Annotated in this window: 21 protein-coding genes and 1 riboswitch; of the genes, 5 read left to right on the top strand and 16 right to left on the bottom strand. The window is 46.7% G+C overall.

Translation table 11 applies throughout. The features are described from left to right. Window positions 1-5: 5 nt before the first annotated feature. Window positions 6-1,916 (top strand): ferrous iron transporter B, encoded by a 1,911-nt coding sequence (locus tag BUQ78_RS07595; RefSeq protein WP_014807469.1) that lies wholly within the window; start codon window positions 6-8, stop codon window positions 1,914-1,916. A 7-nt stretch (window positions 1,917-1,923) separates the two neighbouring features. Here BUQ78_RS07595 and BUQ78_RS07590 read toward each other — a convergent pair whose 3' ends face one another. From BUQ78_RS07590 to BUQ78_RS10070, 4 genes are all read right to left on the bottom strand, one after another. Further along, window positions 1,924-2,688 (bottom strand): ABC transporter ATP-binding protein, encoded by a 765-nt coding sequence (locus BUQ78_RS07590; RefSeq protein WP_074199807.1) that lies wholly within the window; start codon window positions 2,686-2,688, stop codon window positions 1,924-1,926. A 40-nt stretch (window positions 2,689-2,728) separates the two neighbouring features. Continuing rightward, entirely contained in the window at window positions 2,729-3,712 is a 984-nt protein-coding gene (locus BUQ78_RS07585) for a FecCD family ABC transporter permease (protein ID WP_318259580.1), read from the bottom strand. 14 nt (window positions 3,713-3,726) lie between these two features. Next, on the bottom strand, window positions 3,727-4,575 hold the full coding sequence (locus tag BUQ78_RS07580) for a LacI family DNA-binding transcriptional regulator (RefSeq protein WP_074199806.1): 849 nt from the start codon (window positions 4,573-4,575) through the stop codon (window positions 3,727-3,729). A gap of 119 nt (window positions 4,576-4,694) precedes the next feature. Then, window positions 4,695-4,859: a hypothetical protein gene (locus tag BUQ78_RS10070; RefSeq protein ID WP_014807473.1), complete on the bottom strand. Its 165-nt coding sequence runs from the start codon at window positions 4,857-4,859 to the stop codon at window positions 4,695-4,697. 197 nt (window positions 4,860-5,056) lie between these two features. Here BUQ78_RS10070 and BUQ78_RS07575 point away from each other — a divergent pair, with 197 nt between their 5' ends. Further along, window positions 5,057-7,000: an oxidoreductase gene (locus tag BUQ78_RS07575; protein ID WP_074199805.1), complete on the top strand. Its 1,944-nt coding sequence runs from the start codon at window positions 5,057-5,059 to the stop codon at window positions 6,998-7,000. A 99-nt stretch (window positions 7,001-7,099) separates the two neighbouring features. On the opposite strand, the gene BUQ78_RS07570 is transcribed toward BUQ78_RS07575, so the two are convergent. The 12 genes from BUQ78_RS07570 to typA form a co-directional block, all read right to left on the bottom strand. Continuing rightward, complete coding sequence (locus BUQ78_RS07570; protein WP_074199804.1) at window positions 7,100-7,756, bottom strand: L,D-transpeptidase; 657 nt, start codon at window positions 7,754-7,756, stop codon at window positions 7,100-7,102. A 26-nt stretch (window positions 7,757-7,782) separates the two neighbouring features. After that, on the bottom strand, window positions 7,783-9,438 hold the full coding sequence (locus tag BUQ78_RS07565) for a nucleoside kinase (RefSeq protein ID WP_014807476.1): 1,656 nt from the start codon (window positions 9,436-9,438) through the stop codon (window positions 7,783-7,785). A 62-nt stretch (window positions 9,439-9,500) separates the two neighbouring features. Further along, window positions 9,501-10,523 (bottom strand): ATP-binding cassette domain-containing protein, encoded by a 1,023-nt coding sequence (locus BUQ78_RS07560; RefSeq protein WP_074200205.1) that lies wholly within the window; start codon window positions 10,521-10,523, stop codon window positions 9,501-9,503. Window positions 10,524-10,529: 6 nt separating this feature from the next. Then, entirely contained in the window at window positions 10,530-11,228 is a 699-nt protein-coding gene (locus BUQ78_RS07555; protein WP_014807478.1) for an ABC transporter permease, read from the bottom strand. 151 nt (window positions 11,229-11,379) lie between these two features. Next, window positions 11,380-12,231 carry an ABC transporter substrate-binding protein gene (locus BUQ78_RS07550; RefSeq protein ID WP_014807479.1) on the bottom strand — a complete coding sequence of 284 codons (852 nt, stop codon included), beginning with the start codon at window positions 12,229-12,231 and terminating at the stop codon, window positions 11,380-11,382. Window positions 12,232-12,307: 76 nt separating this feature from the next. Further along, a riboswitch (molybdenum cofactor riboswitch) is annotated at window positions 12,308-12,427 on the bottom strand. 75 nt (window positions 12,428-12,502) lie between these two features. After that, complete coding sequence (panF, locus tag BUQ78_RS07545) at window positions 12,503-13,957, bottom strand: sodium/pantothenate symporter (protein WP_074199803.1); 1,455 nt, start codon at window positions 13,955-13,957, stop codon at window positions 12,503-12,505. Then, window positions 13,954-14,247 (bottom strand): YhdT family protein, encoded by a 294-nt coding sequence (locus BUQ78_RS07540; protein ID WP_014807481.1) that lies wholly within the window; start codon window positions 14,245-14,247, stop codon window positions 13,954-13,956. Before BUQ78_RS07540 ends, panF begins: the two co-directional genes overlap by 4 nt. 1 nt (window position 14,248) lies before the next feature. Then, complete coding sequence (gene ilvD / locus BUQ78_RS07535; protein WP_074199802.1) at window positions 14,249-15,916, bottom strand: dihydroxy-acid dehydratase; 1,668 nt, start codon at window positions 15,914-15,916, stop codon at window positions 14,249-14,251. After that, entirely contained in the window at window positions 15,917-17,062 is a 1,146-nt protein-coding gene (locus tag BUQ78_RS07530) for an aminotransferase (RefSeq protein ID WP_074199801.1), read from the bottom strand. It lies immediately after the preceding gene. 19 nt (window positions 17,063-17,081) lie between these two features. Beyond that, window positions 17,082-17,543: a CRISPR-associated protein Cas4 gene (locus BUQ78_RS07525; protein WP_074199800.1), complete on the bottom strand. Its 462-nt coding sequence runs from the start codon at window positions 17,541-17,543 to the stop codon at window positions 17,082-17,084. After that, a complete protein-coding gene (locus tag BUQ78_RS07520) occupies window positions 17,519-17,767 on the bottom strand; it encodes a PD-(D/E)XK nuclease family protein (protein ID WP_014807485.1) in 249 nt (82 codons plus the stop codon). The genes BUQ78_RS07525 and BUQ78_RS07520 overlap by 25 nt, the downstream gene beginning before the upstream one ends. A gap of 67 nt (window positions 17,768-17,834) precedes the next feature. Beyond that, entirely contained in the window at window positions 17,835-19,706 is a 1,872-nt protein-coding gene (gene typA / locus BUQ78_RS07515) for a translational GTPase TypA (RefSeq protein WP_074199799.1), read from the bottom strand. A gap of 209 nt (window positions 19,707-19,915) precedes the next feature. Between typA and BUQ78_RS07510 the strand changes: the two genes are divergently transcribed. The 3 genes from BUQ78_RS07510 to BUQ78_RS07500 all read left to right on the top strand — a co-directional run bounded on the left by BUQ78_RS07510 (window position 19,916) and on the right by BUQ78_RS07500 (window position 21,916). Continuing rightward, complete coding sequence (locus BUQ78_RS07510; protein ID WP_074199798.1) at window positions 19,916-20,338, top strand: PaaI family thioesterase; 423 nt, start codon at window positions 19,916-19,918, stop codon at window positions 20,336-20,338. A 106-nt stretch (window positions 20,339-20,444) separates the two neighbouring features. Continuing rightward, window positions 20,445-21,125, top strand: a complete 681-nt coding sequence (locus BUQ78_RS07505) for a GntR family transcriptional regulator (RefSeq protein ID WP_014807488.1) — start codon at window positions 20,445-20,447, stop codon at window positions 21,123-21,125. Window positions 21,126-21,385: 260 nt separating this feature from the next. Further along, window positions 21,386-21,916, top strand: coding sequence for a YdcF family protein (locus tag BUQ78_RS07500; RefSeq protein WP_318259578.1), 531 nt, complete (start codon window positions 21,386-21,388; stop codon window positions 21,914-21,916). Window positions 21,917-21,928 lie beyond the last annotated feature (12 nt).

The following is a 21,928-nucleotide window of genomic DNA, read 5'->3' as shown; positions in this document are numbered from 1 at the left end:
CACAAATGTCCTGTCACGGTCTGTTTGGTAAATTATTCGAAAAACACGGAAGAACAAAAGAAAATACTGTTCCTCGCGATAACGAGATTTTTCACTGCGGGGAATTTCATTGTAGCGAATGTCCTTTGGCATCGCGATGCAGCATGAAGAGCGAAGGAAACCCGCCGAATTCTACGTTAATGGACAAAAAACTCAAAAGAGTGCTTTTAATGGGCAACCCGAACGTGGGAAAGAGTGCAATATTTTCTCGTTTGACGGGACTTCATGCCATCTCTTCCAATTATCCCGGCACTACAGTGGGTTTTTTGGAAGGATCGGTCGTAATAAATGGCGAGACTTACAAGCTCATAGATGTACCTGGCGCTTACACCTTGGATCCGACAAACGAAGCCGAGGAGGTTGCCCTGCGCATTTTAAACGAGGGAGCAGATATAGTAATAATAATCTTAGATGCCACGGCGCTAGAGAGAAATTTATATTTGGCCCTTCAAGTACTGGAAAAGGGCTACCCTTCAGTGATAGTACTGAACATGATTGACGAGGCCAGACACAAGGGCATACAGATTGATCTAAAGGCCTTAGAAAGGGAGCTAGGCGTTCCCGTCGTGTCAACGGTAGCGCTTACCGGGGAAGGAATTGCAGCCCTCAAGGCAGCACTTCCCAAGGCACGCCCCTCATTTCTGCTTCCGATGACCAAGGACGAACGTTGGCGTTTCATAGGCGACATAGTGATGCGCGTCCAGATGGTGACGCATAGACACCACACGTTTAGAGATAGACTTGAAGACATAAGCGTTCATCCCCTGTCTGGGATGTTTTTAAGCCTTTTAGTGATAATTGCCAGCTTTTACGCCGTAAGGATTATAGGTGAAGGCCTGATAAATTACCTCCTCGATCCCTTTTTTAATTCAATATGGGGCCCTTTTTTGAACGTCATATCCAACGTCTTGGGCGGATCGGGTTTCATACATGACATTCTCATAGGTCATCTGATAGATGGGAGCATAAACTGGGAGCAAAGTTTCGGCATATTGTCGACGGGCATTTACGTGGAATTCGCCATGGTCTTTCCTTACATCATCTCTTTTTATCTGGTTTTATCGCTCCTTGAGGATATCGGCTATCTGCCAAGACTAGCCGTACTGTTCGACGCACTGCTTCACAAGATAGGCTTACACGGATTTGCCATAGTACCTACACTGCTGGGATTGGGATGTAACGTCCCGGGAATTCTGGCCACCAGGGTGTTGGAATCCGAGCGAGAACGCTTTATTGCCGCGACGCTGATCTCCGTTGCAGTGCCCTGTGCGGGGCTTCAGGCCATGATATTTGGCGTCATAGGTTCGCTTGGCCTGGTTTATATCGCGATCGTATATGCTTCGCTTTTAGGAGTATGGTTGATATTGGGTTACATGCTCAATAAAACTCTCTCCGGACAAAGCCCCGAGCTTATAGTGGAAATACCGCCCTACAGGCTGCCATCGCTTCGCAACTTGGGCTTCAAGCTATGGTTTCGCATATCTGGATTCCTGCTCGAGGCCACACCGCTAGTTTTGCTTGGAATACTGATAGCCAATTTACTATATTCCAGCTCGGTCTTGCCCTTTTTATCCAACATCTTAAGCCCTTTAGTCAAATTGCTTGGCCTTCCACCCCAGGCCATGGGTGCTATATTACTTGGATTTTTGAGGAAGGACGTGGCGGTGGGATTGCTTCTGCCTTTGGGGTTGACCCCACGTCAGCTTGTGGTAGCTACGGTAGTCCTGGCAATGACATTTCCATGCATAGCCACCTTCGTCGTGCTTTTCAAGGAATTGGGCTTAAAGAGGCTGATTCAAAGCGTTTTAATCATGATATCCATCTCGCTTATAACCGGCATTGCTCTCAACTATCTACTTTCATATTTAGCAATATGATCATAGGCTATAAAGGAAGAGCTATACGTCCGCCTTGCCACTCCTCTATATGCCACGGCACATCAAACACATCGCTTAGCATGCTTGCATCTACTTCGCTTGAACCACAAATGTATCTGATGGATCCCTCCTTCATAAGTGCTACTCTGTCGGCAAATCTAAGCGCCAGATTTACGTCGTGCATGACACAAAGAGCAGCCCTTCCGTTCTTGACGTAATTTCGCAGTATCCTCATTACAGCTATCGAATACTTTGGGTCCAACGCGCTCGTTGGCTCATCAAGCAACATGATGGCCGCGTCCTGCGTAAGACATTGGGCAATCATAACCCTTTGCACTTCGCCCCCCGACAGGGTAGTAATTATTCGATCCTCAAAGCCAGTCATGCCAACCTCATCTAAGTTATGTCGGGCAAGATTAAGGTCTTTATCGCTATAATCTCCAAGAAATGAAATCCATGGATATCGCCCGAGCAACACGACATCCATCACCTTGAAAGGCATGACCACCTGAACCTTTTGGGGCATATATGCTGCAGCCCTGGCTAATGTCTTGCGGGTAAAGCTCTCCATGGGCAAATTTAATATCCTTATATCTCCTTCTTTGTCCGCCAATCTGACGAAGGCCTTCACCATAGTGCTCTTTCCGCTGCCATTGGGGCCAAGCAGTGCAAACACTTCCCCGCTTCGCATGTCAAGCGAAACGTCATAAACGACCTTTTTACTGCCATAGTATACCGAAACGCCGATAGCGCTCAACAAAATAGGTCTCATGTTGCCCTCATGTGCCAAAGCCAAACACCATCCGTCTCGATCATGATTTCCAAAGAAACAAGCAAAATATTGGGCCTCCCACAAGGGCAGTCAATACCCCAACCGGCAGAGATCCTATAGCACGAGCCGTCACATCCGCCCAAAGCAGCATCAAACCTCCACCCATCCAGGAAGCAAAGAGCAACCTGCCATGGGAATGTCCGACCATCATCCGAAGCAAGTGAGGCACTATTAACCCCACGAAGCCTATGACACCACAATAGGACACAACTACCGACGTGATCAAGGAGGCCGCTAACAGCAAGATCCATCTCATGCGCACTATGTTCATTCCCAGGGTCTCGGCCTTCCCTTCTCCAAGGGATATGATGTCCAATTCCCTATGTAACAACAAAAATAAAAGGGCTATGCATGACGCAATAAGGCATCCCGGTAACCACCTCCAGCTTGCCGAATTAAAACTTCCCATGACCCAAAAAAAGAAAGCCCCTAATTTTTCGGGGAACAAGGTCTGAAGAAGCATCATCAAAGCTTGAAGGATGCTGCCGACAACCACTCCCGAAAGGATGAGCCGTGTAGGATCAACGGAACGGGATCTATGGCTTAAAGCCCACACCCCCAACAAAGTTAAGGCTCCTCCGAGGAATGCAAAGAGTCTGACTAAATTGACGTTGAAGGCGATGGCGATGGTTGCTCCCAAGGCTGCCCCTGAGGCAACTCCCAGGGTATAACTTTCGGCCAAGGGATTTAACAAAAGTCCCTGATAAACAGCTCCTGTAACTCCCAAAACCGATCCGACGAAAAAGACCATGAGAGTCCTTGGAAGCCTTACGAATAAAAGAATCGTGTCATAAACACCTGAGGCACCTGCCCCCGAAGAAGGAAATCCCACCTTGCCCAGAATGATATTCGCCACTTCCGGCAGGGGGATGCGCACCTCTCCAACTGCAAGCGACAAACATGCGCTGAAAAAAGCCAAAAATAGGCTTACCGCAACGAAAAGCATGTAACCCTTTCTATTCACCAGATTCTTCCCCTCTAAAGTTCTATGGTAAGGCGAACCAAATTTTTCTGTGGCACCTCACGGTTTTTGAGCATGTTAACCAACAACCTGGCAGCCAACACTCCCATTTCAAAGGAGGGCAAATATATGCAACCACCGCCCAAGGCCTTGGCATAGTTTATGTCGTTAAATAATAATAACATATCGCCCATCGAAAATTCCTGGTCCGAATTTATGGAGTCCCTTGATTCCTTATCTTGATAAATAAGCCTCTTTATTCCATCCGGCAGTGAGCCGTCGCAGATCCAGAGGGTATTTTTACCGTCAGCGTCATATTCGATAAGTTCCTGTTTGAGCATCGAATTTGCCTTAGTATCGCCTATGAAGGCTATATGCCTTCCATCAGCGATTTTTTTGATCTCCCTTGCGATATCAGACCAAAAGGGCGACACGCAAACATATTGATCGGTCGTATCTCCTACAGCGACGGTGGGCACTTTCATATCCGGCGGTGGATTTCCAACCCATATAATGCCCTCTACCTCATGGGCCATCGAGCGCGATTTTATAAAATCGGCATCAAAGTAGTCAGCCACATACACTATTGGCTCCTTATCCATGGCAGCAAGTATGCGGCCCAGGCCTTTAAGAAACTTGTTCATCTGAGGTACATCCTGCTCCTCGAACACTATGTAGACGAGGCCGGACTTTCTTGCTGATAAGCCGCGCGCAAGAGCGTTGGGCTTGTATCCCAAGCGCTTTATGACCTCCCACACCCTCTCCCTTGTCTTTGGAGATATTCGGGGATCACCCCTTAAGACGCGGCTTACAGTAGCTTTATCAACTCCCGCCTCTTTTGCAACATCAGCCATTGTAACGGACATCAACTTCACCTCTAAGCATAACCTACCATACCCAGTTATTTTATCTCAATAAAACCGTCACCTGGACAAAATAAACAGCAAGACGGAAGATAATAAATCTTCCGTCTTGCCTGAGGGCATTAGGCTAATAAGTCTACATTACGACTTATCCCCATGCTTTGAAACAGTTCTTGCAACATCACTTGCTGCAGCTCGAGGTTTTTCTTCAGCATCGTCGTTGCTACAACGCCTTGTACATCGTTAAGCATTTCTTGAGAAATGGCGCTGACCTGCCCTGTCTCCATGGGCATCACCTCCCATAACAGCCCCCTCAATATTATCGACATTATCCAGCGATAAGACCAACTGTTTGCCCTAAAATTGGACCAAGAGCATGTCTTTCTTGCCGGAAACCCCACCTCGCAGTTTGATATTTGCAATCCAGCGCAAGGGCAATGATATAATATTGTCTAGGAAGAAGGATAAAAGGAGGTGTTTTTAGATGACGGTAAAGTATAGCCATTTGTTTTCGGAAGGAAAAATCGGCAACTTGAGGCTTAGAAACCGCATTGTAATGCCTCCAATGGGAACTAACTTTGCAAATGCAGATGGCTCTGTCAGTCAGACTCTCATCGATTATTACACCGAGAGGGCCCGCGGCGGAGTCGGTCTCATCATCGTAGAGATAGTATGTGTCGATAGTCCGGTAGGCAAGGCCATAACCAACCAGCTGTGCCTCGATGACGATAAATACATTGGCGGATTTGCCGACCTGGCAGAGTCAGTACACTTAGAAGGAGCCAAGATATTTGTTCAACTTCATCATGCAGGAAGACAAACTACTCCGGACATTACCGGAGGAATTCAGCCGGTGTGTCCCTCTGCAACCCATGAAGGATTTTTGAACGTCACACCCAGAGAACTGTCAAACGAGGAGATAGAAGATCTGGTACAAAAATTCGTAAGCGCTGCCGTTCGGGCCAAGATGGCCGGAATTGATGGCGTAGAGCTCCATGGAGCTCATGGTTACCTCATCGGCCAGTTTATGTCACCTCATATAAACAAACGCACCGACAAGTGGGGAGGAAGCACTGAAAGGCGCATGCGCTTTCCCCTTGAGATCATAAGGGGCATACGCGAAAAACTTGGCCCCAATTTTCCGATATGTTTCCGTTTCAATGCGGATGATTTCGTAGAAGACGGCATCGACATCGAGGAGGCCAAGAAGATCGCTCGAATCCTCGAGGATGCTGGTGTGGATGTATTAAACGTCAGCGTCGGCATATATGAAGCGATGCCAACGCTCTTGGAGCCCTTCCATTTCGAGGAAGGTTGGCGGGTTTACACTGCGGAAGCCATTAAAAAGGTGGTAAATATCCCCGTCATCACGGTTGGAGTCATACGTGACCCCGTCCTTGCCGACTCCATTATAGCGGAAGGCAAAGCCGACTTCGTGGCCATTGGACGGGGACTGATAGCAGACCCGGAGTGGCCAAAGAAGGCATACGAAGGTCGCGACGAGGAGATCCGCAAATGCATTTCGTGCAACACCTGCATCGGCTTAAAGGTCTTCTCTGGGCAAAGGATGAGATGTTCCGTCAATCCCAGGGTGGGATATGAATGGAAATATCCCTATTTGCCATGTGCCTGCGAGAAGAAAAAGGTCGTGGTGATCGGTGGCGGGCCCGCGGGAGCCTATGCGGCCATAACTGCAGCTAGTAGGGGTCACGAGGTCGTTCTCTTCGAAAAGGAAAATAAAATAGGGGGACAGCTGAACATTTCATGCCTGCCGCCCGGCAAGGAGAAGATCTCATGGTTTACCGAATGGCTTGAAGGAGAGCTGAAGCGTCAGAATGTTACACTGCGCCTTGGAGAATGCGCAACCCCCGAAAAGATATCTGCCCTCAGGCCGGATATAGTTATCCTTGCAACAGGTGCTGAACCCATAGTGCCCAATATCCCCGGCATCGAAAGGGCATATCTGTCCTGGGATGTGCTAAAGGGCAAGGTTAACGTACCTTCCGGAGAGGAAGTGGTAGTGATTGGAGGCGGATTGGTAGGCTGCGAAACGGCTCATTATCTCCTGGATAAGGGATGCAAGGTCACAATCGTTGAGATGTTGGACGACATAGCATTGGATATGGAGCCTATCGGGCGATTCGATCTTCTTAATACATTCGTTTCTAAAGGAGTCAAGATGCTGACGAAAAGCCTGGTTACGGCCATAACGCCTGAAGCCATCCAAATCGTGGATGCCTATAAGAGGGTTCGTGAGGTTCCTGCAAAGCATGTCGTCTTAGCCGTCGGACAAAAGCCTGCAGGCTGCGATCTGGCAAAAGCCCTGTGCGATATGGGCATCCCGGTGATCACCGTGGGCGATGCCCGAGCCGTAGGGAAAATTGTAGATGCTGTGCTATTTGGCTTTGATGCGGGCGTTAAGGTATAAGCCTATATTCGAAGTTGCAGTTGCATATTAAACTAATACCCCTAACTCCTGTCTTTCAATCAGGAGTTAGGGGTATTAGTTGCCTGCCATCCTACGAGCTCAAAGAGAAGGCAAAATAACTACCTTTTGTCCGATCTTTGCCATTCTTACAACCTCTAGGAGATCGTCATTTGCCATCCTGATACAACCGTGGCTAGCATTTGTTCCTATTTCATGGAGATGATTTTCATCGGTTCCATGAATGCCAATCCCCTTCCATCTGTTAGTCTCGAGACGAACGAAATAAGGACCGTAGCCAATTAACTGTTTAGTTGCTTTATCTTCGTAAAATCCCCAGTTACTTGCATCCTCAATGGACTTTATATGAAATATGCCCTCAGGTGTACGCATATCTCCAACTTTAGTTTTCTGGCCCGGACTTCTTCCAGTTGCCACTGACCATCCTCCGTAGACCTCTTTATCAATCTCGGAAACAGCTATCAACACATGATCTTCTTTGACACATACCCATGATATCTTCTTAAGCTTATCGGCTTTTATATCCCTCGCAAGCTTAACAGTGACCAGATCATCGGAATGTAAGTGCAGTTGGGTGCTGAAGTACCTTCTTGCAATCTGAAGCAGCCTTTCTTCATCGAGCCTGAAGCTACCATAGGCAGAACCAGTGTAAAATACCGAAAACACTAAGATCACTGATACCAGCACAAAGGATAAACGCCCCAAATTTAATTTCATATTAAGCTTAAACCTTTTCATTTCGCTCGGATATCCCCTTGCCGTTTTTAGACAGACTCAAAACAGCTTCCGCCTATAAACTCACGAATTATCGAATTATTTGGTACCTCATCTGCCGGCATAAATGGCACATAGTGCAAAAAGGTCAATAGTCGTTGGGCCTCGCCAAACATTGGAGAATCTTCATGGATGTTTCTAAGCAACGGCTCTGCATATCCCTTAAGGACAGCCAATTCGTAAACCGTCGCTGAATTAAACATCACATGAGCCCTTTCCTGGTAGGGGAAAATATGCCTTTGCGCTCCCCTGATCACTGAAGGCCACTGAAGCAAGGTATCCTCAGGGCTTTTTCCTCGAGTGCGATGATCTCGAACCAGACGTCGTATTAATCTATTATCCGTGGTGCTGGTCCTATTGTGTCGATCCAAGTTGATGCCCGTCAAGGGGGACACATACAAACGCCACTTCTGAGCCTCCGGAACGCTTTGGCTTATGGATTCATTCAGGCCGTGTATGCCCTCCACTATTATGATGGTATCTTTGCCCAAACGCACCGTGCGCCCCCTTTCCCTGCTGCCGGTGAAGAAGTTAAAACGGGGCAGTTCGACCTCAAAACCCTCGATCAGCTTTATTAGGTTATCGTTAATAAGATCCAGATCTAAAGCTTCCAGAGCTTCAAAATCGTAATTTCCCTTTTCGTCCCTAGGGGTTCTTTCCCTCTCTACAAAATAGTCATCTAAGGAGATCATAAAAGCTCGCTTGCCGAAGACCTGAATTTGTATGCGCAACCTCTGGGCCGTCGTCGTCTTGCCGGATGCTGAAGGTCCGGCTATGCAAATAAGCCTGATGTCGTCATTGGTCGCAATCATTTCCGCTAAATGAGACAGCCATTGAGAGTGCAATGCCTCAGATATCTGAATCACATCGTTGGATTCTCCCCGCGACACCAAGCCGTGAAGGCTTTCCATGGTGCTCACGCCCAAGATGTCGAGCCATTTGGCATATTGCGTAAATACTTCGGACAAACGTTTCGAGGGCATAAAAGGCGGAAGCCCCTGAGGATAGGCCACAGTCGGGAAACGCAGGACCATCCCCTGCTCATATGGCACCAGATCAAACACTTTCATGTAACCGGTAGATGGGGCCAGGGGAGCGTAAAAATAGCCGTACATATCGTTACATCTATAGACCTCTATGGGATCTACTGCTGCCCATCGAAATAAGTTAGCCTTATCCACATTGCCCTGGCGGGTAAATATCCTTATCGCCTTATCACCGGAGATAATTTCTCGCTTCAGTGGAATATCCGAAGCTACTAATCTCTTGAGTTCTTCTTTGATCGCCCAGACCTTGTCTTCAGAAACTGATCCCGATTCAAGCTCACAGTAATATCCGTCGCTTATGGAATGCCTTATAAAGACGTCCTCGGACAAGGCCCTTTTAGAGGCAAGCACCAACAAAAAGCTGAGGCTTCTTCTGTATACCTCCATCCCTTCAAAGCTGGAGGTATCGACAAACTCCACAAAACAATCATCATCTACCGTCCAGTCTAGGGACCGCAAATAATTATTTACCCTCCAGGCAACTATATTGGATTCGCCATCTTTCCCGCAGGCCAAGAGAACTTCTTGCCCCTTTAAGGGCCTTTCTGACGTCAAACTGCCATTATCCTTAATGTGAACCGTAAAGCTCGTCTTTTGCAACCCTTAACCCCCAAAACTGGAAATGTATGATTTCTATGATGGTTATACATTTACAGCTTAAATTATAGCCACTGAGCTGCCGAAGGCTTAAATGAGGCATATACCTCCATCCCTGGATATATATCGAGACTTTTGATATAGTCTTTGTCGACCAAAGACACCAAATTTAATTCGCCAAGGGCAATGGAAACCCTAAGTAGCCCGTCGTTAGAATAAACCATCTGCGTTACGAGGCCGCGAAGTAAATTGCATGCTGACCCTCCATCATCGTTGATGGCATTGCTCAGCAGGGATATGTCACCGGGGCTTACAGTCACGGCATTTGAAGAAGATGGAATGCCTGAGACATAAATTTTCTGTCCATCCTTTAGCTTCTTGCAGTAAAGACCGTCGCCAACCTTTTCCCATGGTCCGAGGATGACGTTTTCTGGGCCATGGCTTGCGACGCGGCCTCCCCACAGAGAAATGGTTTCGTCGGCTGAGTTGTAAAGCCACAACAAATCGTGGCTGACCATTATTATAGTAGTCTTCCACTCTTCCTTTGCCCTTACCACAGCCTCATTTATGAGGGTCTCAGAGACAGTATCTACGTTGGCCGTTGGTTCATCCAAAAGTAGGACCTTCGGTCTCAGTGCCAATCTAGCAGCCAATGCAACCCTCTGTGCTTCTCCTCCTGAAAGCTCATACCATTGCCTATTGGCAAAATCCTTTACGGGTAAGCCCACCATTTCCAAGGCCTCTTTAACACGATGTTTTATTGTGTTCAAATCCATATGCCTCATCTTTAAACCAAATGCTACGTTATCCTTCACCCTGCGGGTTAATAGCCGTGTGTTTTGCAAAAGCATGGTCACCTCTCGGCGCAAAGAGGGCACAAGCTGAGGCGATACTAAAGATCCGTTATAATAAATGTTTCCAGCATCAGGCTCATCCAAGAAGGCTAAAATCCTCAGTAATGTTGTCTTCCCGCTGCCATTGGGGCCAACTAAGCCATATATCTTGCCCTCCTCTATCACCAGATGGTCTATGGAAAGGGCACATCTTTCGTTATAGTAGCGTTTGATCCCAGTTAATCTGTAAAGCATCATAGCTCACCGCGATTGTCGTCTTCTTTTAGCAAAGGCCAGGGTACCATTGACTAAAAAGGCTATTAGAAGAAGTATTAAGCCTAAGGCTATACCCATGGCAAATTGTCCTTTATTGGTCTCAAATGCCATGGCTGTCGTAATGGTCCTTGTTCTCCATTTGATGTTTCCGCCAAGCATAGAAGCGGAACCAACTTCGGATATGATGCGACCGTATGCCGTTACTGCCGCCATCAAGATTCCATAGCGAGCTTCCCATAACATATCCAATACTAATCTTTTTCCTGTAGCCCCCAAAGTAAGAAGTGTATCCCTTACTGACAGATCTAATTCTTCCACTGCCTGAGCCGATAAGGCAATTATGATAGGAAGTGCAAGGACAACTTCGCCAACGATGACACCCTTGATGGTAAAAAGTAAATTCAAATTGCCAAGCGGACCCCGGCTCGAGATGAAAGCGTATACCCATAACCCAACCAGAACCGTTGGAAGAGCAAGCAATGTATCTGCAACCGATCTTATGAACCGCTTCCCGGGGAAATCGGAGTATCCTAAAAAGAAGCCGAGCGGAAAACCGATCAACAAAGCAATCAATATGGCCAACGAAGACGCTTTGAGCGTAGCGTAAACGGCGGAATAGACTTCCTCGTTTCCGCTAAATAACAAAACAAAAGCCTCTCTTATCCCGTCGAATATATAATCCACAAAGTTCGACCCCCTTAAACGTACCTTATCAAGCAATAAATAATAATGCAAGTATGATATATAATATAAAGACAGGCCGTCGCAGGGGGATGCAACGGCCTCATTGGGGGATTGGAGCATTCTATTATCAACTTAAAATGCGTAGGATGTCTTATTTGGATGTGGCGTCAGCATTTGGGAAAAACAGCTGCTTTCCCATGAGCCTGAAGTCTGCTATTGCTTTTTGCCCTTCTGGACCTGCCATCCACTCTATAAACTTCTTTGCCAAATCATATTTGACTTTCGGGCAATGCTCCGGGTTAACGGCTATTACGCTGTATTGGTTTATCAGATATTTATCGCCCTCGCAAAGGATCACTAAAGGCGGATTGCCCTGATGATCGGCTTCGTATTTTATATAGGTTCCTCTATCGGTGAGGGTATAACCCTTCTTTTCGGCAGCGACATTGATGGTTACCAACATGCCCTGACCCGTTTGTACATACCATTCTTCCTTATCGGGAACAGGTAATCCCGCCGTCTTCCAAATGAACTTTTCTTTCATGTGAGTGCCGGACTCGTCTGCCCTACTGACGAAAACGGCCTTTTTCTCGGCAATCTTTTTGAATGCCTCGGTCGATGTTAATCCCTTTATTCCAGCTGGATCCTCTTTGGGACCGATGATGATGAAGTCGTTATACATCACCTGAGTTCTGTCGATGCCAAATCCCGCCTCCACAAACTTCTTTTCAGAATCTGGATCGTGAACCAGCAAGACATCTACGTCGCAATTCTCGCCCAATTTCAAAGCCTTACCCGTACCGGTTGCAGTCCACTGAAGGGTTATGCCGGTATCGGCCTTGAAAAGCGGTGCCAGGTAATCGAGCAACCCCGTATCATCAGTGCTCGTGGTGGTGGCCATTAAAAGCACCTGTTCATCTGCGCGAGCTATACCCTGAACGAAAGATAGGCACAGCAAGGATATGATAAAAATTGGCAATATCCTTTTGACGAACGTCTTCATGCAAATCCCTCCTTAGCCTGGTATAGTAGATTTTTGGTAAATCCTCATAAATAAAACCCCTTCCCGTTAGGAAAGAGGTTTTAAAGCTCTTCCTCCTTTCCAGACGGGAGGCCTTTTCGTTTCCAAAAAGACCCTATCGATCAATGCTCATAGGCAATATGCCCTTAGATACATTGATTCGGAGGCATTTAATTTTTACATCTCAAATTACGATGACGCACTGCTAAAACTAATAATACTAAGCAGCCTCTTAAATGTCAAATCGATCTACTTACTCCCACACCTTCTTCACGGCATCGACAGACGGACGAGACATGTAACTCCCAATCACAAAGGCTACGAAAGTCACAACAAAGGTGGGAACAATTGGGTGTACACCATGAAGTATTGAAGAATATTGGCTGAGCAATATAAAAAAGACAACCCCGACTATCATTGAAGCCAATGCGCCGGAAGCGGTGGCACGTTTCCAATATAGACCCATCACTATGGGCCAGAAAAAGACAGCCTCGAGACCACCGAAGGCAAAAAGGTTTATCCATACTATCAAACTGGGCGGATTTAATGCAACCAGAAATACGATGACCCCTATTAAGGCAGTGACTATAAAACTAATGCGCCTAACCTTAGAGTCGTTATGCGCTGCATCGGGGTTGATATATCCCACATATAAGTCGTTGATAATTGCCGCTGACGCCAACAGCAGTTGAGAATCTACAGTAGACATGATCGAGACCATGGGTCCGGCCAAAAATATGCCTGCAAAGATTGGAGGCAAAATTTTAATCGTCAGCGTCGGAATGACGGAATCTACAACCTCAATGCCCGGCAAGGCCCCCCTGCCGAGAGCGCCGGCCAGATGCATGCCCAACATCAAAAAGCCGGTCACGAACGTACCTATTACAATGGCCCTATGCATAGATCTCGAATCCTTATACCCCATACATCGCACCGCCGTATGGGGTAGCCCTATTACCCCAAGACATACCAATATCCAGAAGGACAATATGAAGGGTTTTGTCACAAAACCCCCCGCTCCAAAGGGGGTAAGCAATGCAGGATCTTGTGCCATTATCCTCGCGCTAATGGCCTCCATGCCTCCTCCGGCCCTTATTATCCCAAAGAGCAAGGCAAAGGTTCCGCATACCATCACTATCCCTTGAAATGCATCGGTCAATACGACAGCCCTAAATCCGCCAATGGCGGTATAAAATACGACTGTTAAGGCAAAAATAAAGAGGCCGACCTTATACGGAACACCTATTGCCTCAAAAAGCCTTGCGCCTCCTATAAATTGGGCCACTATAGCAGCGGTAAAAAATATTAGCAGGCTAACCGAAGCTATCACCACGACTGCAGCATTTTCATACCTGACCCTCAAAAAATCGTTAATGGTAATGGCATTAATCTTTCGAGCTACTATGGCAAACTTCTTGCCCAAAAAACCCAATGTAAGATAAGCAGTAGGTACCTGTACCATTGCAAGCAAGACCCAGCCCAAGCCAACCTTGTAAGCCATGCCAGGCCCGCCAATGAAGCTGCTTGCGCTGACATAAGTGGCAACCAACGTCATGGCCAATACAAACCCACCCATGGAGCGATTGCCTATGAAGTATTCGTTCAAAAAGGATGCCTTTGTCTTTGCAATGCTTCTGTTGGCCAAGTAACCAATATAAAATACTATAGCAAGATATAGAACTATGGGGATTGCTACCTGGAAGTTCATCCTTCTTCACCTTCCGGGACTGTGCCTTTTCCATCGCTATCCAACGGTATGTCCTTAAAGAAAAACTTCACCATGGCCCAGGAGGCGAAAGAAAACACCACAAACCCCATGATACAACTCCAGAAAAACCAACTTGGAAATCCCATAATAAATGAGTAACTTGTTACGGGCTTTGAACCCAACCCATAGGCAAAACCGTACCACCAAAAAAAGTACAACAGCGTCAGCAGCAGAGAGTAAAAAGCTTCCTTGTTGGCTAACTTATACCGTGGATCTTCATTGATATCCACTTCATTTCACCTCCAAGACTGCTCCTTTTGCTCCGGAAGTCACAAATGCCCGATATCTTTCCAGAAACGGGCTATCGAGCTTCCGCAAGATCGGCTTCCACTGCTTCCTTCTCAATGAAAGCTCTTCGTCACTAACCTCGACATCAAGCTTACGGGCTGGAATGTCTATTACGATCAGATCACCATCCTTGAGCAATCCTATGGGCCCACCCTCAGCAGCCTCGGGCGAGACATGGCCTATGGACGCTCCCCTGGTCGCTCCACTGAACCTGCCATCCGTTATCAAAGCGACGCATTTATCGAGTCCCATTCCTGCCAAGGCTGAGGTCGGACCAAGCATCTCGCGCATACCAGGCCCTCCCTTGGGACCTTCGTATCTTATGATAACCACATCGCCCGCCTTGATCTTGCCGGAAAAAATGGCTTCAGTAGCTTCCTCTTCAGAGTCAAAGATCCTAGCAGGGCCAGTGTGTATCATCATCTCCGGGGATACAGCAGACTGTTTTACGACAGCCCCGTCCGGAGCAAGCCGTCCGTAAAGAACTGCCAAGCCCCCTTCTGCATGATAGGGCCTGTCAACGGGTCGTATTACTTCATCATCTAAAACCCTAACTTCCGCCAGGTTTTCAGCCACTGTTTTGCCAGTCACGGTGATCAAATCTCCGTCAATTAACCCAGCCTCAAGCAATCTGCTCATGACGCCCTGCACTCCTCCTGCAAAGAAAAGGTCTTCGATATGATAACGACCGCCAGGGCTCATGCTGCATATATGGGGGCACCGTCGACTCATTTGGTCAAAAAGCGAAAGGGGAAGGTCTAAACCGGCTGCCCACGCGATGGCTGGAAGATGCAGGGCAGTATTCGTCGAACCGCCAAGGGCCATGTCTACTGCAATAGCATTGATGAAGGCCACCTTAGTCAATATAGTACGTGGAGTTATTCCTTTATCGAGAAGCTGCATAATTGCCCGACCTGTCGCTTTGGCTAAGCGAATTCTCTCGGAAAAGACTGCCGGAATAGTTCCATTGCCTGGAAGCGCCAACCCTAAGGCTTCCATCATGCAGTTCATCGTGTTTGCCGTAAACATTCCAGAACAGGACCCGCATGTGGGACAGGCAATACTTTCCAATTTGCCAAGCTCATCTTCCGTTATTACCCCGGCAGCGCACTTACCAACAGCCTCAAACATCGAAGATAGATCTACAACGTTTTTATCGACATCTCTGCCGGCCAACATGGGCCCTCCACTTAGGATAATAGCAGGAATATTCAACCGAGCTGCTGCCATTGCCATACCGGGCACAATCTTATCGCAATTAGGCACCAGGACAAGGGCATCAAATCCGTGTGCTTTAGCCATTATCTCGATGGAATCCATTATATGTTCCCTGCTTGCAAGAGAATACCTCATCCCTTCATGATTCATGGCCAGACCGTCGCATACCCCTATGGTGGGAAATTCAAGCGGTAGTCCCCCGGCAGCATAAATCCCCGCCTTAACGGCCTCCACCAAGGATCTAAGGTGCATATGGCCTGGAATTATCGAATTATAAGCGTTAGCTATGCCAACCCATGGCCTCTCTATTTCCCATTTCTCATATCCATCGGCCATGAGCAATGACCTATGGGGAGCCCTGGAGATGCCTTTTTTTATCTTATCGCTTCTCATTTAATATTCTCCTTCAAGTTTTCTCAGAAAGGCGGATATACAATCCAGCCCCTTCCTTAAAACTTCAGAGTCACATGCAAAGCCAATCCTCGCCCAGCCTTCGAACTCCGGACCGAAGGCGCTTCCCGGGACCAAAAAAGCTCCCGTTTCATTCAACAATCTTCTACAAAAGTCTCTTGAGGAAATGTCATATTCGCCGAAGTTTAGAAAAGCCGTAGTTCCCGCCTTTGGAGGAACCCAGCTGACGTGATCCTCTTTTTCGATCCACGAGGTCAATATGGCCAAGTTCTCTTGGATGATTTTTCGGTTTCTTTCCAATATTCGATCTCGATTTTTAAGGGCAACGACGCCAAGATAATCATCGATACGTCCGCAACTTATGGTGGTGTAGTCCCTATGAAGAAAGCATTCTCTTATGACTTCAATAGGTCCCGCTATCCATCCCAACCTAAGTCCGGCAAGCGAAAAGACTTTAGACATGCTTCCAGTGCTTATGCCCCTTTCGTAGAGGTCAACTATGGAAGGGGTAATATTACCTGTTTCATGTTCAAGACCACGATATACCTCATCGCAGAGCACGTAGGCACCAAAGCTATCGGCGATCTCTATAACCTCTTTTATAAACTTTTCATCCATCAAAGCACCCGTGGGGTTATTGGGGTTGTTCAGGCAAATCATCTTGAGGTTCTTTGCGGACTTAGCTATAGCTTTAAGCTCTTCCACATCGGGCAGAAATCCATTTTCCGGCCTTAACTGCCACAAGTAAACCTGCGCCCCAAATGCCTTGGGAACGCTATAAAGCTGTTGATAAGTAGGGTATACGGAAATCACGCTGTCTTGTGGTTCTATCAAAGAAAACTGCGCTAAAAAGTTTGCGCCTATTCCTCCCTGAGTTACCAATATATGTTCTTCATTCATGCGTCCGTAAAGTGAGGCAATATATCTACGCAACTCAGCCGACCCAGGAATCTCCCCATATGTCAGCTTGATGCTACATATCTCATCCAAAGAACCTTCGATATTGCCCGATAAGCTCAGAAGTTCCTCGACTGTGAGCGATTCCACGCACGTCTCGGCAATGTTGTACTTTGCCGTCATCTCGTAGGCATTCATCCACTCCTCTACGCCAAACTGTTCTATGCGCAACTAAATCATCCCCCTCATCTTATTGTTTACAGATAAAGCGATAAGGACATTTATAACATCTATTATCGTTTTCCGCTAGAGGAAGTGGAGGCTCATTCTTGGAGAGGCTCTGGATCGCTTCTTCGGCTATCTTCATTAAATATCGCTTTGCTTTGCTATTCCAATGTATTTTGAACTTTTTTCCTCGATATCGTAATATTCCATAAGGTACGTTATAACCATTTTCTTCCAAAAGGAAACAGTAACACAAAAGCTGTACTTTATGACTTTCCATAGGTTCTTCGTGATTGGCGCTCTTAAACTCAACCGGTATGATCCGGGGGCCTTTTTTTATCACTGCATCTGGCCTGCCCGTAAACAGCTTGCCGCTCCATACTTTTGAGTCTATGCTCATCGGAATCTCCCTCATCCACCAAACATAAACCCCAATGCCGCAGAGCACCAACATTAAAAGTATCATTTCAATCTTTGATACACCCAAAGCGCTATTCCTCCAACCAGTGCGAGAAAAGCGGCCCTCCATATCAAGCTCCATAAGCCGTAAAATCTTTCAAAAATTCCAAAAAACTTATGCGCCCTCTTCCCCTTTTTTAAAAGCTTGCTGCTTCCATTGCCCTTTGGCACAATACCGTGCGCACGATACCATGCCGACCTTGGACAATAAGCATACTGGGCAAGAAGGGAAGCACTGATTTTACCCTTCATACGCACATAGCCTCCAAACATCTAACAAATTATCTGCCCGGCTTTATCCAAACATATCCAACGGTATTTAACAGTTAGCTAGAACTTTTTTAGCGGCTTTCTTGCGCTCATCCTGACGTAGGATGCTCTTTCTCACCCTCACGGAAAGAGGAGTAACCTCGACCAACTCGTCTTCGGCTATCCATTCAAGTGCGGCATCTAACGTCAGTTTCCTAGGAACATCAAGGATGATGGGTGTATCCTTAGATGCGGAGCGATGATTGGTCACATGCTTCTTCTTCGTTGGATTGCAGGGCAGGTCATTTGGGCGAGAATGCTCGCCTATTACCATGCCCTCGTAAACTTCGTCCATTGGAGATATAAACAGTGTACCTCTATGCTGCAGGCTGTCAAGTTGATAGCTTGTAGCTTCACCAGTATCCATGCTCACCATAGATCCACGGTTTCGCCCCGTTATCTCTCCTCGCCAAAGATCATAACCTATGAAGCGGGACGACATTATTCCAAGACCTCTGGTATCAGTCAAAAATTCTGTGCGATAACCTATGAGCCCTCTTGTAGGGATGTTGAACTCGAGGCGCAAAAGACCAGTCCCCAAGTTTTGAACGCTCACGAATTCGCCCTTTCTCCTTGAGATCTTTTCTATGACAACGCCTTGATACTCTTCAGGAATATCTATGATCAGCTGCTCTACGGGTTCCAGCAGGTTGTGTTCTTCATCGTACTTGGTTATCACCTCGGGCCGCGAGACGCAAAATTCCATACCCTCACGGCGCATCTCCTCTATCAAGATTGCAAGGTGTAGCTCGCCTCTGCCCGAGACCTTGAGGCCATCTGGTCGTCCGATGTCCTCAACCTTAAGGGCAACGTTGACCCTTGCCTCCTGAATTAACCTGTCCTTTATCTGCCTTAACGTGACGGGTTTCCCCTCCTTGCCGGCAAAGGGCCCATTGTTTACCAGAAAAAACATCGATACCGTTGGTTCTTCTATGTCCAAAGGTGCAAGTGCTACATCAGAGTTTTCCTCAGCAGACAAGGTATCTCCAATCAATATGTCCTCCGGGCCTGAAATCCAAACCACGTCTCCGGCCGATGCCTCATCAACCTCAACCGGCTTTAACCCCTGCATCATCCAAAGATGGCTTACCTTCGCGATCTCCTGTCCGGTTACATTCCATTCTCCCTTATTTCTGTCAAGCCAAGCAGTGCTCGTCCTTACAATTAAGTCGCCTTTTTTGATCTTCCCCTGAAGGATCCTTCCACACCCTACGCGACCTATGTAATTGTTCCACGTAAGCGTTGTGGCCTGCATGAGAAACGGCTTTCGGATGTCGCCAACAGGTGCAGGAACATAACTTATTATCGTCTCAAACAAAGCGTCCATGCCTTCTCGTTTGTCATGTTCAAGGTCTTTAACGAACCATCCATCAAGACCGGAACCGTAAAGAACCGGAAAGTCTGCCTGCTCATCGGTGGCGCCGAGCTCCAAAAACAGGTCAAAGGTCGCATTAAGCGCCTCCTGCACGTTCGCATTCGGCCTATCTACCTTGTTTAACACTACTATGGGCTTAAGGCCTGCCTTTAGTGCTCGCATCAATACATACCTGGTCTGCGGCATTGGGCCCTCGTTTGCGTCTACCAAAAGCAAAACAGAATCGACCATATAAAGAATGCGTTCCACCTCTCCTGAAAAATCCGCATGCCCGGGAGTGTCTATGATGTTTATCAAGTATCCGTTCCATTGGACAGAACAATGCTTAGATCGTATCGTTATGCCGCGTTCTCGCTCTAATTCGTCGCTATCCATGATGCGTTCTTCGACTTTTGCATTTTCTCTGAACAATCTGGTCGCCCGAAATACCGAGTCCAACAAGGTTGTCTTGCCGTGGTCAATGTGAGCTACAATGGCCACATTGCGTATCTTGGAAATATCGTTCATGGTGCAATTCATTCCTTCTTCCCAAAACAGTCTATGTCCGACCCCATCGGTTCGAACAGAAGGATATTATACAACAATGGGCCAAGAAATACTGCCAAAATCAGTGAAACTGTATAAAACTGCCTTATGTGTTGGTGTTAAACTTGGCGCTATAATGATTAATATCCTGATGCAATTTGTAATCATTATAACCAAATGGGGGTCAATTCATGAGCCTAAAGGTTTTACCCGGAACTCCTTCGTGTTTCGTTTGCGGAGATAAAAAAGAAAACTCCAGGTCTCTTGAACTTAATATCTGCTGGGATGAGGATGACGAACATACATCCATATCATTCGTTCCAGACGGCAGCTGGTGCGGTTATGAAGGAATCGTTCACGGGGGAATTCTGGCAGCGATATTGGATGATGCCATGGCCTGGGCGATCAAAGCGCTTGATGACAGAACATATGTAACTGCAAAAATGAACGTCACCTTCAAAAGGCCGGTTCAGCTGCAGAGGCATTATAGTGCCAGTGGGTTTTTGGACAGAAAGGAAGAACGTAGGGCATACACTTCGGCACTCATACAAGACGAAGATGGAAATACCTGCGTAGAGGCTAAAGCCGTTTTCGTGCTGACAAAGGCTATATAGTTTTTACATGTTACATGCCTTAGTAATGTTTACAAACAGTGATTTACAAAGCGGCAAGGATTAAGTATACTTTGTGGAAAAACACGACAACTAGGAGGTCAATTTCATGGCAGATAATCCTTTAACGCCGGCAGAGAGCACCGATTTGAGACAAATAGTGTATAACAAAATAAGGGATGCAATAATAATGGGCATAATTAAGCCGGGAGACAAGTTATCCGAGACTGAACTGGCCCAAACATTGGCCGTGTCCCGAACCCCCATAAGAGAAGCCATACGACAATTAGCACAGACAGGCATCGTAAAGCTCATCCCAAGAAAGGGTGCTTTCGTGACACTCCCGACGGAAAAGGACGTTAACGATCTTTACGAAGTTAGGATTGCATTGGAATCAATAGCAGTAAGAAACATCTGCAAAAATCCGCCTAAGGAAAAGCTCCTTTCCTTTAGGGAATATTTTTTATCGGTAGACGAGAATACCGATTCAAACGAATTTCTAGAGCAAGATACAGCCTTTCACTATTTTTTGCGCATGTCCTGCGATAACCGCTTCTTAAACCAATTTTTGATGGAAACTTTCGACCTCATTCAGCTTTACAGGCACTACTCGATAATGGGAGTTAATCTAAAGGAGTCCGCCATGGAACATGTAAAGATTATTGATGCCATCCTAGAAAGAGACGAAGAAGAAGCAACGCGACTGCTCCAGAAACATCTGGAAGGGGCTCGGGACGATTTGCTTTCCTTTTTGAAAAGCGATGCGTTTGATCTAAACAAGCTAATTTAGTAACTAATCCGGTTAAATTTGACATGCTTTTTGCTATCTATAAAATAGCCGGCGCTTTCGTGGCGCCTCCGGGAATATTTATAACGCTAATCATCATCGCTTGCCTTTGGGCATTAAGAAGGCCAAGAAAACCCTTGCTTTTTATTTATCTATGTATATTAGCATTATTTTTTTATTTTATAAGCATACCATTCACGACAAGATTGTTATTGGCTCCTTTGGAAAATACGACCAAACCGTCACTGCCCGAAGGTAACGCCGTGGTTGTCGTACTAGGAGGAGGGCAACGGCGAAGCATCGATCCGGCAAAACTAGATCCCTCTCCCCATAGCCTTGTGCGCCTGATCGGGGCTTTGGAATTGTCTATTGAATTTAATTGGCCCATCATAGTTTGCGGAGGTTCTTATTCAGGCGAGATACCGGAGGCAGTTGCAATGGCCAACAAGGCAAGAAGACTTTTTCCTAATATAACGATTTATGAAGAAGCACAATCCAGGACGACGTGGGAGAACATAAAAAATACAATCCCGATTCTGAAATCCCTTGGCGTCAAAGATGCCATACTCGTAACACACGGTTATCATATGTTCAGGGCGATCATGACCGCCAAGGAGATGGCTCCAGAAATCAATTGGTATCCGTACCCCGTGGGAGAATCAAGAGATCTCGTACCGCTATCTTTAATGGACTTTTTGCCAAAGGCATCGGACTTTCAAATTAATAGCATTGCATTGAGAGAATATCTCGGAATAGTTGCGTATAAAACCAGATTACTGCTGAGATTGACTTAAAGAATAAATATG

Origin of the sequence: Acetomicrobium flavidum, from assembly GCF_900129645.1 — a bacterium.
In the GTDB taxonomy this organism is placed as follows: domain Bacteria; phylum Synergistota; class Synergistia; order Synergistales; family Acetomicrobiaceae; genus Acetomicrobium; species Acetomicrobium flavidum.
Note: the sequence above shows the minus strand (reverse complement) of the source record. Positions and strands in the feature narration are given on the sequence as shown.